At 62.3% G+C, this 14,988-nt stretch carries 13 protein-coding genes and 1 pseudogene; 7 read left to right on the top strand and 7 right to left on the bottom strand.

Translation table 11 applies throughout. From position 1 onward, the window contains the following. Positions 1-95: 95 nt before the first annotated feature. Positions 96-581, bottom strand: a complete 486-nt coding sequence (locus tag AC07V9_RS19815) for a GNAT family N-acetyltransferase (RefSeq protein WP_495017346.1) — start codon at positions 579-581, stop codon at positions 96-98. A gap of 151 nt (positions 582-732) precedes the next feature. On the opposite strand from AC07V9_RS19815, the gene AC07V9_RS19810 reads away from it, so the two are divergent. The 3 genes from AC07V9_RS19810 to AC07V9_RS19800 all read left to right on the top strand — a co-directional run bounded on the left by AC07V9_RS19810 (position 733) and on the right by AC07V9_RS19800 (position 3,891). After that, positions 733-1,623: a formate/nitrite transporter family protein gene (locus tag AC07V9_RS19810; RefSeq protein ID WP_495017345.1), complete on the top strand. Its 891-nt coding sequence runs from the start codon at positions 733-735 to the stop codon at positions 1,621-1,623. A 215-nt stretch (positions 1,624-1,838) separates the two neighbouring features. Next, entirely contained in the window at positions 1,839-2,522 is a 684-nt protein-coding gene (locus AC07V9_RS19805) for a response regulator transcription factor (RefSeq protein ID WP_093467438.1), read from the top strand. Further along, positions 2,500-3,891 carry a sensor histidine kinase gene (locus AC07V9_RS19800; protein ID WP_495017344.1) on the top strand — a complete coding sequence of 464 codons (1,392 nt, stop codon included), beginning with the start codon at positions 2,500-2,502 and terminating at the stop codon, positions 3,889-3,891. The genes AC07V9_RS19805 and AC07V9_RS19800 overlap by 23 nt, the downstream gene beginning before the upstream one ends. 290 nt (positions 3,892-4,181) lie before the next feature. Here the strand turns inward: AC07V9_RS19800 and AC07V9_RS19795 are convergent, their stop codons facing one another. Continuing rightward, positions 4,182-4,595 (bottom strand): PA0061/PA0062 family lipoprotein, encoded by a 414-nt coding sequence (locus AC07V9_RS19795; RefSeq protein ID WP_495017343.1) that lies wholly within the window; start codon positions 4,593-4,595, stop codon positions 4,182-4,184. 263 nt (positions 4,596-4,858) lie between these two features. Here AC07V9_RS19795 and AC07V9_RS19790 point away from each other — a divergent pair. Beyond that, positions 4,859-5,803: pseudogene (locus AC07V9_RS19790) on the top strand (efflux transporter outer membrane subunit); the annotation flags it as partial. Positions 5,804-5,871: 68 nt separating this feature from the next. Here the strand turns inward: AC07V9_RS19790 and AC07V9_RS19785 are convergent. The 5 genes from AC07V9_RS19785 to AC07V9_RS19765 all read right to left on the bottom strand — a co-directional run bounded on the left by AC07V9_RS19785 (position 5,872) and on the right by AC07V9_RS19765 (position 11,393). Further along, positions 5,872-6,717, bottom strand: coding sequence for an amidohydrolase family protein (locus tag AC07V9_RS19785; RefSeq protein ID WP_495017342.1), 846 nt, complete (start codon positions 6,715-6,717; stop codon positions 5,872-5,874). A 64-nt stretch (positions 6,718-6,781) separates the two neighbouring features. Further along, positions 6,782-8,071: an MFS transporter gene (locus tag AC07V9_RS19780; RefSeq protein WP_495017341.1), complete on the bottom strand. Its 1,290-nt coding sequence runs from the start codon at positions 8,069-8,071 to the stop codon at positions 6,782-6,784. A gap of 219 nt (positions 8,072-8,290) precedes the next feature. Then, a complete protein-coding gene (locus AC07V9_RS19775; protein WP_495017340.1) occupies positions 8,291-9,022 on the bottom strand; it encodes a GntR family transcriptional regulator in 732 nt (243 codons plus the stop codon). A 155-nt stretch (positions 9,023-9,177) separates the two neighbouring features. Continuing rightward, complete coding sequence (locus AC07V9_RS19770; RefSeq protein ID WP_495017339.1) at positions 9,178-10,671, bottom strand: sensor histidine kinase; 1,494 nt, start codon at positions 10,669-10,671, stop codon at positions 9,178-9,180. Then, a complete protein-coding gene (locus AC07V9_RS19765) occupies positions 10,668-11,393 on the bottom strand; it encodes a response regulator transcription factor (protein ID WP_495017338.1) in 726 nt (241 codons plus the stop codon). Before AC07V9_RS19765 ends, AC07V9_RS19770 begins: the two co-directional genes overlap by 4 nt. Before the next feature lie 177 nt (positions 11,394-11,570). Between AC07V9_RS19765 and msrB the strand changes: the two genes are divergently transcribed. The 3 genes from msrB (at position 11,571) to msrA (ending at position 14,823) form a co-directional block, all read left to right on the top strand. Next, on the top strand, positions 11,571-12,089 hold the full coding sequence (gene msrB / locus AC07V9_RS19760; RefSeq protein WP_495017337.1) for a peptide-methionine (R)-S-oxide reductase MsrB: 519 nt from the start codon (positions 11,571-11,573) through the stop codon (positions 12,087-12,089). 151 nt (positions 12,090-12,240) lie between these two features. Then, on the top strand, positions 12,241-14,061 hold the full coding sequence (locus AC07V9_RS19755) for a cytochrome c biogenesis protein DipZ (RefSeq protein WP_495017336.1): 1,821 nt from the start codon (positions 12,241-12,243) through the stop codon (positions 14,059-14,061). 27 nt (positions 14,062-14,088) lie between these two features. Continuing rightward, positions 14,089-14,823 carry a peptide-methionine (S)-S-oxide reductase MsrA gene (gene msrA, locus AC07V9_RS19750; protein ID WP_495017335.1) on the top strand — a complete coding sequence of 245 codons (735 nt, stop codon included), beginning with the start codon at positions 14,089-14,091 and terminating at the stop codon, positions 14,821-14,823. Positions 14,824-14,988: the final 165 nt, after the last annotated feature.

The raw sequence follows: 14,988 nt of genomic DNA, 5'->3' as shown, positions 1-14,988 counted from the left end.
AATTCGCTCTCACAGGGAATATGCAGCGCATGCCATATCTCAATCCGCCGCAGTGCGGATAGCGCCTGTTTATAGGTGAGCCTTCGGATTAGGCATCAATCCTGCCCCAACGCAAAGCGCTTCAACCCTTCCCCTTCCATCCGATACCGCACCCACTCGTCCTGGGGTTCGGCGCCGATGGATTTGTAGAAATCAATCGCGGGCTGGTTCCAGTCCAGCACGCTCCACTCGAAACGACCGCAACCACTGTCATGGGCGATTTTCGCCAGGTGGCGCAGCAGCTGCTTGCCCGCACCGATGCCGCGCTGGCTCGCCGACACGAACAGGTCTTCCAGGTACAGCCCCTTGCGGCCCTGCCACGTCGAATAGCTGAGGAAATACACGGCAAAGCCGATCGGCTCGCCGTCCAGCAGGCAGATCAGCGCCTTGGCCGGTGAAGGCTCGTCGAACAGGCTGCGTTCGATATCGGCGACGCTGGCCTTGACCTCGTGCTCGGCTTTTTCGTAGATCGCAAGCTCGGTGATGAAGCCCAGAATCACGGCGGCATCGGCGCGGGTGGCGTCTCGAATATGAAGGGTCACAGTGGGTCTCCCGAATCAGTGAAAAGGCCGCCGCGCACTGGCGAACGACGGGGAGCGGATTGTGTCTGAACCAACAGCACGGCGCAGCAGGTACACCGAAAAAAACTGACCGTCACCCTCAGAACACTTCAAACCACTCCAGAGAAGCAGCATGGAAACCGAACACGACGGCAAGACCCCGGGCCTCACGCCCGAGGAAGAACGCGACATCGACGAAAATCAGCCACCCCGCGCCGCCGTGCTGCACGAGACGATCCGCATGCAGGGCGATCAGGAACTGGAGCGCAACGTTGCCGCGCTGTTCTGGTCCGCGCTGGCAGCGGGCCTGACCATGGGCCTGTCGCTGATGGCGATGGGTTTGCTCAACTCACGGCTGCCCGACGGCGAAGCGTTCAAAGTGATCGCCAGCGTCGGCTACAGCGCGGGCTTTCTGGCCGTGATCCTCGCCCGTCAGCAGCTGTTCACCGAAAACACGCTGACTGCCGTGCTGCCGGTGATGAGCAAACCGACACTGAACAACTTCGGGCGCCTGCTCAGGCTCTGGAGTGTGGTGCTGGTGGGCAACCTGTGCGGCACCCTGCTGGTGGCCTACGTGATGCTGGAGCTGCCGATCTTCGACACCAAGACTGACGAGGCCTTTCTGGAGATCGGCCGCAAGGTCATGGAAAACGGCACCACGCAGATGTTCGCCAAGGGCATCGTCTCCGGCTGGATGATCGCGACCATGGTGTGGATGATCCCGTCGATGGAGAACGCCAAGATCTGGATCATCCTGATGATCACCTACCTCATGGCGCTGGGGGATTTCACCCACATCGTCGTGGGTTCGGCCGAGGTGTCGTATCTGGTGTTCGCCGGGGAGCTGGCGTGGAAGGAGTTCTGGCTGGTGTTCGCGGGGCCGACGCTGGCGGGGAACATCATTGGCGGCAGCTTCATTTTTGCGCTGATCAGCCATGCGCAGATTCGCAGTGAGAGTGGTGCGCCGAAGAAAGAAAAGCGTTCAGACAATAAGCAGCACGACGTGGATCGCAAGGCGGAATGAGTCTTCTGTGGGAGCGAATTCATCCGCGATACGTAGGCATAGTCGATAGATATGTGTCGCCCGCACCGACGTATCGCGAATGAATTCGCCCCCACAGGTCATATATCGTTTGCGAAATAAAGGCCGTACCCCCTACTTAAATTATTTTTAAGAAATCCCGACTACGTTTAAGGGCAGAATAAAGTCTCCCGTCGCAACATGGTTCAGGCAATCCGATGACCCGAATTCTGACAATCGAAGACGATGCCGTCACCGCCAAGGAAATCGTCGCCGAGTTAAGCAGTCATGGCCTTCAAGTGGACTGGGTCGACAACGGCCGTGAAGGTCTGGTGCGTGCCGTCAGCGGCGATTACGACCTGATCACCCTGGACCGCATGCTGCCTGAAGTCGACGGTCTGGCGATTGTCACCACCATGCGCGCGTTGGGCATTGCCACGCCGATTCTGATGATCAGCGCCCTGTCCGATGTCGACGAGCGTGTTCGTGGCCTGCGTGCCGGAGGCGATGACTACCTGTCCAAACCCTTCGCCTCCGACGAAATGGCTGCCCGGGTCGAGGTCCTGCTGCGCCGCAGTAACCCGGTCACCCAGGCCGAAACCATGCTGCGGGTCGCCGACCTTGAACTGAACCTCATCACCCGCGAAGCCAGCCGCGCCGGTCAGCCGCTGAACCTGCTGCCGACCGAATACAAATTGCTGGAATTTTTGATGCGCAACAGCGGGCAAATCATCACCCGCATGATGATTTTCGAAGAAGTCTGGGGCTATCACTTCGACCCGGGCACCAACCTCATCGATGTGCACATCGGTCGCTTGCGCAAGAAAATCGATCCCCCTACCCTGACGCCGCTGATACGTACCGTTCGAGGCTCAGGTTATGTCATTGCCGAACCCGTCTAAGGGCTGGCGCTCCTCCAGCAGCCGTCTGCTGGCGCTTTACAGTTTTCTGTTCGTGGCCTGGAGCAGCATCCTCATGGGGGTGCTGTACTGGGAAGTCACCAGTTACCTGAACAACCTCGCCCGCCACTCGCTGATGCAACGCCAGCAGCTGTTTTCGCGCTTCGAAGGCGCGCAACTGGACGACGCCCTGCGCACCAGCGACAAGTTCGACATCCGCACCGTCGACGCCTATGGCCTGTTCGACAAGGACCTCAAACCCATCAGCGGGCCGGTCAACAGCATTCCCGACGGGTTGAGCCTCAACGGCCAGATTCAGGAACTCGACACCTGCATCGACTCCGACGACCCCAATTTGCCACGCGCCAGTTGTGACGCGGTGGCCATTCACACGATGGATGATCGCTGGCTGATCCTGGTGCGCGACAACGGCTCGCTGTTCGCGGTGACCACGTTGATCCTTCGCGCGTTGCTGTGGGGCATCTCGCTGACCATCATTCCCGGCGCGTTCGGCTGGCACTTGCTGCGCCAGCGGCCGCTGCGGCGCATCGGAGCGATTCAGGCCAGCGCCGAAGCCATCGTCACGGGGGACCTGACCAAACGCCTGCCGGTCTCTGATCGGCGTGACGAAATCGACATGCTGGCGGACATCGTCAACGCCATGCTCGACCGAATCGAGCGCCTGATGAACGAGGTCAAGGGCGTCTGCGACAACATTGCCCACGACCTGCGCACCCCGCTGACCCGCCTGAGGGCGCAGCTGTACCGGATTCAACAGCAATCGCCGGAAGACTCGCCACAAGGGGAGCAGATGGCCCAGGTGATCGCCGACGCCGACACCCTGATGGCGCGTTTTCGCGGGTTGCTGCGGATTTCCGAGCTGGAAGACCACCAGCGCCGTTCGGCCTTCGGCCAGCTCGACCCCAAGCCGCTCCTGCAGGAGCTGCACGACTTTTACCTGCCACTGGCCGAAGAAGGCCGGGTGTCGCTGCAACTGAAAATCGCCGAACACCTGCCGCCGCTGGTGGGCGACCGCGCGCTGTTGTTCGAAGCGCTATCGAACCTGTTGAGCAACTCGATCAAATTCACCCCGGCTGGCGGGCAAGTCTTGATGATCGCCCGCGCCGAGGGCGAAACCACCTTCCTCGAAGTCCAGGACACCGGCCCCGGCATTCCCGACGCCGAACGCGAAGCGGTGTTCAAACGCTTCTACCGCAGCGAAACCGGCAATCAGCAAAGTGGCTTCGGACTGGGCCTGTCCATCGTCGCAGCCATCGTCAACCTGCACGGCTTCAAACTGCGCATCGGCAACAGCCCTTCGGGCGGCGCGAGCCTGGTGCTGGAGTGTCGGCAGGTGTTGGCGTTGGGATAAGGTGCTCGCCCATCACTTGGCCCACCTCTAACCCCCTGTAGCAGCACGGCTTGCCGGCGGTGGTGTCTTTGGGATCGCCACCGCCGGCAAGCCGGACTGCTACAGGGGATCGATGTCGATCACGTCATCTCGCCGTGGCACAAAACCTGTGGGAGCGAATTCATTCGCGAAAGACGGTTCAGGCGAAGGTGATGTGCGGGAGGTACCGACCATTCGCGAATGAATTCGCTCCCACAGGAGAAGCCCTGCGCGCACAGCCGTGCTGCTACAGGGGAACGATGTCGTTCACATCACCCTGGCATGCAGGTGAAATCCTTGCTGTGGCCCAGCTGTTTGCCGTGGGCGTCTTCAAGCGTGACGCGGTACTCATCGCCCAGGCTCGACTCCACCAGCTTGTAATGTTCGCCGGCCTTGAACGGGTTGAACGTGATCCCCGCCTCGCAGTTCATCTGGTCGTCGTTGTTGCCCGCGCCTTCGACGATCAGGTTCACGTCGAGTTTGTGGGCGCCGGGTTTGACGTCGAAGTAGCGACCGTCGTTGAGGCGCTTGCCGTCCACGTCTTCGGCCATCAATACGCCAGACGGTTCTTCCTGCAGGCCGATCCACGCCTCGCTGGGGTCGGCTTTGGGCATGGGGCCTGCGCAGGCGCAAAGAACAGCCACCAGACCCAGCATGGGGACGAGCAACAGTGATTTGGCGTTCATGGTGTCAACCTCGTGTGTGAGAAGAAGTCCCTGTGGCGCAGGGTGAATTCCGGGAATTCAAGGCTGCGCGCTGCCCCCATGAACAACAAATGAATACCCCATGAAAGCTCCTTGTGCGCTGCACTAACGATTTGTTCATCTGGCCGAAAGCGGCCTGTTAGGTCCCCTTCCCAAGACTGCGCTGATTCGAAATGGGAGGTTTCCGGCATGCTCGGGCTGGTCAAGACTGCATTGCTCAAGCCATACACGTTCATCGTGTTGGCGGTGACGCGCAAGCACAGGCCTCGGCAGATGATCTGGCCGTTGCGCGCCTGAGCCTGCAAAAGCAGTTGGCAGCGCTGTACGTGCAGGCGCGCGGACTGGACGCCCAGAGCTGTATCCTCAAGACCTCGCTGGACGATTACACCCAGGCCCTGCAACTGACCCGCGACCGCTATGAAGGCAAGATCGCCTCGGAACTGGACCTCACCCGCGCCCAGAGTCAGCTGGCCGAAGCCCAAGCGCAACTGGACGACGTGAGGGCCCAGAGTAGCCTGAGCAAGCACGCCATCGCCGAGTTGGTGGCCGTGTTGCCGAGCGACTTCACCCTGGTGCATGACGCCGAACCGCTGAAGCAACCCGAGATCCCGCAAGCCCTGCCGGGCCGTCTGCTGCAACAACGGCCCGACATTGCCGCCGCCGAGCGTCGTGTGTTTGCCGCCAACGCCAACATCGGCGTCGCCAAAGCCGCGTGGTACCCGGATTTCAGCCTGACCGGCCTGCTCGGTGGGCAGACCCAAGGCAGTGGCAACCTGCTGGCGGCGGCCAATCGGTATTGGGCGCTGGGGCCGTTGGTGAACCTGCCGATCTTCGACGCCGGACGCCGCAGCGTCCAGGAGCGACAAGCCAAGGCCGAGTTCGAAGAAGCCGCCGCCCAGTACCACAGCCAGGTGCTCAAGGCAGTGCGCGAGGTGGAAGACAACCTGGGGCAATTGCGCGATCTGCATCGCGAATCCCAAGACCAGCAAGCTGCCGTCGACGCCGCCCACAGCGCCGAACAGATGGCGACCAGCAGTTATGAAGCGGGTGCAGTGAATTACCTGGATGTGGTCACCGCGCAAACCACGGCATTGCAGGCACAGCGGCGGTTGCAGGAGGTGGACACCAGCCGTTTGCAGGCCAGTGTCGGGTTGGTGGTGGCGTTGGGTGGGGGGTGGAAGTCCGAATGATGCTCAGTTCCAGGTTTCACGCGGACCTTGCGCCTTCCACAGGGGCACTAGCCCTCCGCGAGAATGCCTCAGGCCTCAACCACTGAAAAATCGAACAGCACCTGCGGCGCTTCGATCAACAGCGAGCGCATCAGTTGCGGCGAACAGCCCAAAGCTTGCAGTTGCTCGACCACGGTGGCGTAGCTGACCTGTTTTTCGTGCTGCGTGTGCGGCCAGTCGCTGCCCCACACCAGACGCTGCGGGCCTAAACTCTGCACCAGCAGCGGCAAGGCAGCGCGGGCGAAGTCGAGGTTTTCCTGATCGCTGCCTTCCAGACGATAGATGCCCGAAACCTTCATCCACACCTGACCGGTCAGGCCCAGTTCGAGCATCTCGCGAAAACCCGGTTGTGCCAGCCCCAATCGGGCATCGGGGCGACCGAAGTGATCGACGACGATTTTCACGCCGAAGGGCATCAGGCTTCGAATCAACGCCGGGATGTCCGCCACGTGGCGATGCAGTTCCACATGCCAGTCCAGCTCGGCCATGTGCCCGAACAATACCTTCCACTCGGGCTCCGTGAAGTCCGGGAGCGCTTTGCCCATCAGGTTCAGGCGAATGCCGACCACGCCCAGACGATCCATGGCGTCGAGGTCGGCACGGCTGATGTCGCGCTCGACCACCACCACGCCGCGTAACAGATCTGGCGCCTGTTTCAGGGCAGCGAGCAGGTAGCGGTTGTCGGTGCCCAGAAAGCTCGGCTGCACCAGCACGCCGTGGCTCAGGCCGTGACTTTGCAAGTTGTGCTGATACAACGCCAGGGTGGCGTCGTAATCGGGTGAATAGCGTCGTGCCGATGTCAGATCCAGCTCCCTGCTGAATACGTGTGCGTGGCCGTCGATGCCAAGAATCGACGCGGGAAAGGTATCGGACATGGGTCTCATCTGTAGAAGAAATGCGCGGCGGCGAGGCAAACCCGCTCACCGCGCAGGAAAAACATCAGGCGCTGGCGGTTTCGTTGCGCGGGGTCGGCCCTTGAGCGGCGGCCGCGCTGTTTTCCAGGCTGCGGCCACGGGTTTCCGGCAGGCACAGCGCGGCGATCACGGCCACGCCGTAGGCGATACCGGCGTCGATGCCGATGGCCGAACCCAGCGACATGGACTCGCTCATGTGGCCGACCAGGAACGGGAACACCGAAGACAGCACGCGGCCGAAGTTGTAGCAAAAGCCTACCCCCGCCCCGCGCACGTCAGCCGGGTACAGCTCGTTGAACAGCGCGCCCAGGCTGGCCGGAATGCCTGCAGCGAAGAAGCCCAGCGGAAAGCCGAGAAACAGCATCTCGGTGTTGGTCAGCGGCAGGAACACGTAGCACTGCACGGTGATCACGCAGCACAGGGCGAATAGCACGATGTTCATGCGACGGCCAATTCGGTCGATCATGAAGCCGCTGGCCACGCAGCCGCACCAGAAGGCGACGATGATCACGGCCAGATAACCGCCGGAGTTGAGCACCGACAGGTTGCGTTCGGTTTTCAGGAAGGTCGGCAGCCAGGTCATCACCGCGTGATAACCGCCGTGAGCGCCCAGGCCCAACAGGCCGCCGAGCAGGGTCACGCGCAGCAGTTCAGGACGGAAAATACCGGCCAGTGACTTGAAGAAGCTCTGCGGAATGGCATTGCTCTTTTGCAAGCGCTGAAAGCTGTCCGGTTCCTCGACGTTGCGACGCACCCAGATGATCAGCAGCGACGGCAACAGGCCCACCAGGAACATCACGCGCCAGGCGATATCGGCCGGTACGAAGGAGTAGATCAGCGTGAACACGCCCACCGCCAGGCCCCAGCCCACGGCCCAGGCGCTTTGCACGGTGCCCATGACCTTGCCGCGGTATTTAGGGTTGATGGTTTCGGCCATCAGCACCGCACCGGCCGCCCACTCGCCACCGATACCGAAGCCCTGCAGGGCCTTGACCACCAGCAGCGAACTGAAGCCGGTGACGAACGCCGAGAGGAAGGTAAAAAACGAGAACCAGAGAATCATCCACTGCAGGGTGCGCACGCGACCGTAACGGTCCGACAGCGTGCCGCCGACCCAGCCGCCCAAGGCCGAGGTGACCAAGGTCACGCCGCTGATCAGGCCCGCGTCGCCCTTGCTCAGGGCAAAGGCGGCAATCAGGGCCGGGATGGCCAGACCGAACATCTGGACTTCAAGGGCGTCCAGCGACCATCCGCCGAAACAGGCCCAGAATGTTTTGCGCTCCCGAGGAGTGACTTGGCGATACCAGTTGAACATGGTTCTTGTCCTTATACATGTGATGCGGCAGGTGTTGTTTGAGCTCGTTCTAGGTGACGGGCCTGTCGTGTACTTCGGTGGCGGCTCCGGTCTACTGTGGGAGAATTCATTCGCGAAAAAGGGTTCAGCCGACTTTGATGTGTCGCCTGAACCAGCGTCTCGCGAATGAATTTGCTCCCACATCAAGTGCAGCGGTGAGCCATGAAAAACGGTGGCGCGTTATCGAATATCCACGCTGTAACGAAAATGGCTGGCATGCCCCCGCGAACGACGCCACTCCAGGGGCTGCCCGGCGTAATTGCGCGCCAAACGCTCGATCACCACCACCGGGCTGCCCGCCGGCACCTGCAACAGACGGGCGTGCACATCGCTGATGGCCTCGGCCGTGAGGGTCTCTTCGGCATAAGCCACGACCTGGCCGCACAACTCTTCGTAAATCGGGTACAGCAGCGGGCCCTGTTTGCTCAGATCGATTTCCAGCAGGGTCTGGAATTGCACCTGCGGCAGCCAGATCTCTTCGGCCAGTACCGGCTGGGCGTCGAGCAGACGCAAGCGGATCATGCGGATCACCGGGGCATCCAGCGCCAGGCCCAGGGCCTGGGACACCGCCGACGGCGCGCTCACCGGTTCAATGGACAAAATCCGGCTCTCCGGCACCTGACGCTCACCGGAAACGCTCTGAAAACGGAAAAAGCGGAATAGCGAGGACTGGAACTGCGGACGTCGAATGAAGGTCCCACGTCCCTGCTGGCGTTCGAGAATGTTCTCGCTGACCAGCATGTCGATGGCCTTGCGCACAGTGCCGGTGGACAAGCAGTACTCGCTGGACAACGCAGCTTCGGTGGGAATGGCTTCGCCCGGACGCCAGCGGTTATTGGCGATCTGCTCAGCCAATTGATCGCGCAGACGTTGGTAAAGCGGCAGACGGACATCACTGGATAGTCGGTTCATGGCGGCGCTTCGCTGTTGTAGTTATATAGTCATCTATATGAATCTTGGCGAAGTATTATTCCGTTACATGTGCTCGTCAAGAGAGGGATGCGAGTTTGCCTGATGAGCGGCGTGGAACGGCAGGCGCATAAGCTGATACCCGCCTGCCGTTGAAATCACGCCGAGGGCATGGCTCGCTGAGCCGCTTGCTGATCCACCGGCAGGGCAAAGCGGAACGTCGCCCCCTGCCCCGGCACGTCGATCAGCTCGATCTGCAGTCCATGCAATTGCAGGATTTGGTGCACGATCCGCAGCCCCAGCCCGCCGTCACGGCGCGCGCCGCCGATGTTGAACGGCCGCAGGAACAGCCCTTCGCGCAACTCGGGGGCGATACCGGGGCCACTGTCGCTGACGGTCACTTCAACGAACGAGCCTTTGGGCTGCAGCGCGATGCTGATTTCGCCGCCCGCCGGAGTGTGGCGCAGGGCGTTGTCGAACAGGTTGGTCAGCACGCGCTCGATCAACCCCAGATCCCCATGCACGCCAGGGATCGACGGCGCAAAGAGCGGCGTCAGGCTGACGGCCTTGCTCTCGGCGCTCAGCTCGAATTTCTGGAAGATGTCCTGCACCAGATCGGTCAAGGAAAAACGTTCGATCACCGGCACCACAAACCCGTGCTCCAGTCGCACCAGATCCAGCAGCGATTGCGCCAGCCCGCCGACCTTGCGGCTCTGGTCCAGGGCGATACCCAGATAGCGTCGACGCTCCTCCGGTGTCAGGCTGGCGTCCTTGACCGACAACACTTCCAGATAGCCGTGCAACGACGCCAAGGGCGTACGCAGGTCGTGGGAAATGTTGGCCACCAGCTCGCGGCGGTCCTGGCTTTGCCGGTTCAGGGTCTGCCATTGCTCGCTGAGGCGGTTCTGCATCTGCTTGAAGGTCGCGTCGAGCACGGCGATTTCGTCGTGGCCCGGTTGCACAGGCTCGGCGCTCGAGGCAGGCAGGGCGAGCGGCGCGGCGTTGATGTCGAAGTGGCTCACCGAATCGGTCAGACGGCGCAACGGCCGGGTGATCCAGCCAAACGCCGCAAGCCCCGCCAGCAGGCAGAGCAAGGCAATCAGACCGATCGACCACAGCGCGGTGCTCAAGGCCTCGCTGGTGGCGCCGCGCTCGGCGAAACGGTCGTGGGCCTCACCCAGCAGCACCACATAAAGAAAGCCCGCCGGTTTGCCCATGACCATCAATGGCGCGGCACTGAACACTTTGCGCGCATCGAGGCTGCGCGGGTCATCGCCGAGAATCGGCAGTGAGTCTCCCGCCAGCAGTTGCCGCACGGGCGCCAGGTCGACGTGATCGCGCAGCATCCGGTTCTTGGGCGCGGCATCGCCGACAATGCGCCCGTCGCCGTCGAGCAGGTACACCTCGACGCTGGGGTTGACCAGCATCAATTGACTGAACAGTTCGCGCACGGCGTCGGGTTTCAGGCCGTTGGCGTCCATCAGCTGGGTGTCGCGGGCGATGTGCTGGGCCAGGTCGCGGGACAGCCCCTGCACCACTTCCAGCTCGTGCATCTTGCTGGAGCGCACCTGCAGCAACACCGAAGTGCCACAGCAGATCAACAGCAACAGGGCGAAGACCAGCGACAGCCGCTGGGTCAGGGTCATCTTCACAGGGCGTCTCCCCCGTCACCGGGCCCGGTAAATTTATAGCCGCGGCCCCAGACCGTGAGAATGCGCAGCGGCTGCGCCGGATCGACTTCGATCTTGGCGCGCAGACGATTGATGTGGGTGTTGACGGTGTGCTCGTAGCCTTCATGGTTGTAACCCCAGACGGAATTGAGCAGGTCCAGGCGCGAGAACACCTTGCCCGGCTGACGGGCGAAGAAGTACAGCAGGTCGAATTCCCGTGGCGTCAGGTCGAGCGCGCGGCCTTCCAATGAGGCCTCACGGGTCAGTGGGTCGATGAACAGTCCGGCGCTGGACAGGCTGCCGGCGTCCATCTTCAGGTTGCGCGCCATGGCGTCGACCCGGCGCAGCAGCGCCTTGACCCGCGCCACCAGCTCCATCATCGAGAACGGCTTGGCCAGATAATCGTCGGCGCCCAGTTCGAGGCCAAGGATGCGGTGCATCTCGCTGGAGCGGGCGCTGGTGATGATGATCGGCGTGTAGCGGGTCATGGCCCGGGCACGGCGGCAGATTTCCAGACCGTCGACGCCGGGCAGCATCAAGTCGAGGATCAGCGCATCCCAGCCGCCCTGCTCCAGCAGGCGCAGGCCTTTCTCGCCGTCAGCGCTGTGCACCACGTCAAAATGCTCGTCCCGCAGGTGCAGGCAAATCAGGTCGGCGATATGGCTATCGTCCTCGACCACCAAAATGCGTTTGGGCTGATCCATCGAATGCAAACCTTGCCGGCGCTGAATGCGCGATGGGGTCATTGTGCCGATTTTGTGCGCCGCCAGTTATCACGAATTGTTTAACTCTCGGTGAGGATTCCGGGAACAGCGCGCGCCTAACCTTGGCTCATCGCATCACTGGCCTGTGCGCAACGGGCCGAGCCGAGGACTCCTGCCATGCTTTCGAGAAGACAATTCATGGTGCTGAGCACCAGCGCAGGCGTTGCCGCCATCGCCCTGGGCGTGCTGCCGAAATTCGCCGACGGGGAAACCCTGGTGCCGCAGGATTCGGCGATCGGCAGCTTTGAAGTCAGCCACAGCGACGCCGAGTGGCACGCGCTGCTCAGTGACGATCAATTTCAGGTGCTGCGCCGCGAGGCCACCGAACGCCCCTACAGCAGCCCGCTGAACGACGAACACCGCAACGGCACGTTCGCCTGCGCCGGATGCCAGTTGCCGCTGTTTGCCTCGGCCACCAAATTCGACAGCCACACCGGCTGGCCAAGCTTTTGGGCACCGTTGGACAACGCCACGGCGATCCGTACCGACACCTCGTTCGGCGTGCTGCGCAAGGAAGTCCACTGCCGTCGCTGCGGCGGACATCTGGGCCATGTCTTTACCGATGGGCCCAAGCCCACGGGATTGCGTTACTGCATGAACGGTCTGGCGATGACGTTTGCCGGGCAGAACAGCTGAGCACGCTTTACCCCTGTGGGAGCGAATTCATTCGCGATGCGGTCGTTCAAACGACATAGATGTATCGCCTGAAGCACCGTCTCGCGAATGAATTCGCTCCCACAGGTGACGCACCCTTTTCCAGATGGTTAACCTGAACGGACCCACTTCCATGCTCCTGATCATCCTCGCCTACCTCGGCGGCGTCCTGACCATCGTCAGCCCGTGCATCCTGCCGGTGCTGCCCTTCGTGTTCGCCCGCACCGGCCAGCCCTTCGTGCGCAGTGGCCTGCCGCTGCTCGTCGGCATGGCCGTCACCTTCGCGCTGGTCGCCACACTGGCGGCGGTCGGCGGTGGCTGGGTCGTCCAGCTCAACCAGTATGGCCGCGGCCTGGCGCTGATCTTCGTCGCGCTGTTCGGCCTGACGTTGCTGCTGCCCAAACTGGCCGAGCGCCTGACCCGCCCCTTGGTGGCCGCAGGCAGCCGCCTCTCGGAAAACGCCGGTGTGGATGCCCGGCCCAGCCCATGGGCTTCGTTCATGATCGGCGTTGCCACTGGCCTGCTCTGGGCCCCGTGTGCAGGGCCGATTCTAGGCCTGGTGTTGACCGGCGCAGCCCTGCAGGGCGCCAGCGTCGGCACCACGCTGTTGCTGCTGGCCTACGCTGCGGGTGCGGCGACCTCCCTGGCTCTCGCGCTGCTGCTGGGGGGCAAAGTGTTCAGCGCGATGAAACGCTCGCTGGGCGCAGGGGAATGGATACGTCGTGGCCTGGGCGCGGCGATGCTGGCCGGGGTTGCGGCCATTGCGCTGGGGCTCGACACCGGGATTCTCGCTCGCGTGTCGACCGCTTCCACCGGCGGGCTCGAACAATCGCTGGTGGGCCAGTTCACCGGTAAAGGCAAAGACAGCAACGTCATGCAGGGCGGCGCGATGATGGCGCAGAACATACCCGGCCGTGACGAGGCAGGCGCCAGCATGCAGGCCTCCGGCGCGATGATGATGGCGGCAAAAAATAGCGTACCGAGCCTGCCTGTGGAAGGTCAGCTGCCGTCCCTGGATGGCGCCGTGCAATGGCTGAACTCGGGGCCACTGACCGCCGAGCAATTGAAAGGCAAGGTGGTGCTGGTCGACTTCTGGACCTACTCCTGCATCAACTGCCTGCGCACCCTGCCGTATGTGAAAGCCTGGGCCGACAAATACCGTGATCAGGGCCTGGTGGTGATCGGCGTACACGCCCCGGAATTCGCCTTTGAGCGCGACGTGAAAAACGTCACCAAGGCCATGGCCGATCTGGGCATCAACTACCCGGTGGCCATCGACAACAACTACAAGATCTGGCGCGCTTTCGACAACCAGTACTGGCCTGCCCACTACTTCGCCGATGCCAAGGGCCAGATTCGCTATCACCACTTCGGCGAAGGCGCCTACGACGAATCCGAGCGGGTGATTCAGGAGCTGCTGCGCGAAGCCGGCAACACCCGGATCACCACTGACCTGATCGACGCCAGCGGCAAGGGCGTGCAGCAGGCAGCAGACATGAACGAGGTGAAATCGCCGGAAACCTACCTGGGCTTCGAGCGTGCCGAGAACTTCGTCTCTCCAGGTGGCGCCAAGGGTGATCGGGTGGCCAGTTACAGCACCCCGCAAACTCTCGCGCTGAACACTTGGGGCCTGGACGGCCAGTGGAATATCGCCGCCGAGCGCGCCACCCTGGACGCCGCCAACGGCAAGATCGTCTACCGCTTCCACGCCCGCGACCTGCACCTGGTGCTGGGTCCTGGCAGCGATGGCACGCCGGTGCGCTTCAAGGTCTCCATCGACGGCAAGGCGCCCGGTGAAGCCCACGGCACCGACGTCGCCCCTGATGGCAGCGGCACCGTGACCGAACAACGCCTGTATCAACTGGTGCGTCAACCCGGCGATGTCGCCGACCACACCTTCACCATCGAATTCAGCGATCCAGGCGTGTCGGCCTATGCCTTCACCTTTGGTTGATTTCGCCACACTTGAGGAGTGTCAGAGATGAAAAGTTTCAACGTTTCGAGCCTTGCCACTGCCCTGCCGAACTGGCGCCGCAACGGCCTGCGGGTGCTGCTCACCGCCGCCCTGTTGCAAACCGCCGCCTGCTCGTTCGCCGGTGAAGATGCCGTGAGCATCGCACCGCCGCACAAAGACGAAATCGTCAGCACCTCGGGCAGTGAAACCGCGGTGCTCGCGGGGGGCTGCTTCTGGGGTGTGCAGGGGGTTTTCCAGCACGTGCAGGGCGTGAAGAAAGTCGTCTCCGGTTACGCCGGGGGCAAGGCCGACACTGCGCAATACGATCGCGTCAGCGAAGGCGACACCGGCCACGCCGAATCGGTCGAAATCACCTTCGATCCGTCCCAGGTCAGCTACGGCACCCTGCTGCAGATCTTCTTTTCGGTGGCGCACAACCCGACCGAACTGAACCGTCAGGGCCCGGACCACGGCACCCAGTACCGCTCGGCGATCTTTCCCGAAAGCGCCGAACAGCAAGCGGTGGCCAAGGCGTACATCGCCCAGCTCGACAACGCGAAATCATTCAACGCGCCGATCGCGACGAAGATCGAAACTTACAACGGCTTCTACCCCGCCGAGGATTATCACCAGAACTTCCTGACCACCCACCCGACCTACCCCTACATCGTGATCAACGACTTGCCGAAAGTGGACCAGCTCAAACAGCTGTTCGCCGATCGCTACAGCGAGCAGCCGGTGCTGCTCAAGACCGCGCAGTAGCCCGCCTGCATTACCCTGAACCCACGTATGAGCGGCGAAAACCCAGTACCCAGGTACAAGTGACGCCAGCCCTGGGCAGGAATACCTTGGAGTTTCGCTGTTCAGCCGGTGGCGACCATACCGTACCGAACACGCCCCGGATTTCGTGCATGCTTCAAGACATTC

The sequence above is a fragment of the Pseudomonas sp. GW821-FHT02A11 genome, assembly GCF_059421985.1.
Note: the sequence above shows the minus strand (reverse complement) of the source record. Positions and strands in the feature narration are given on the sequence as shown.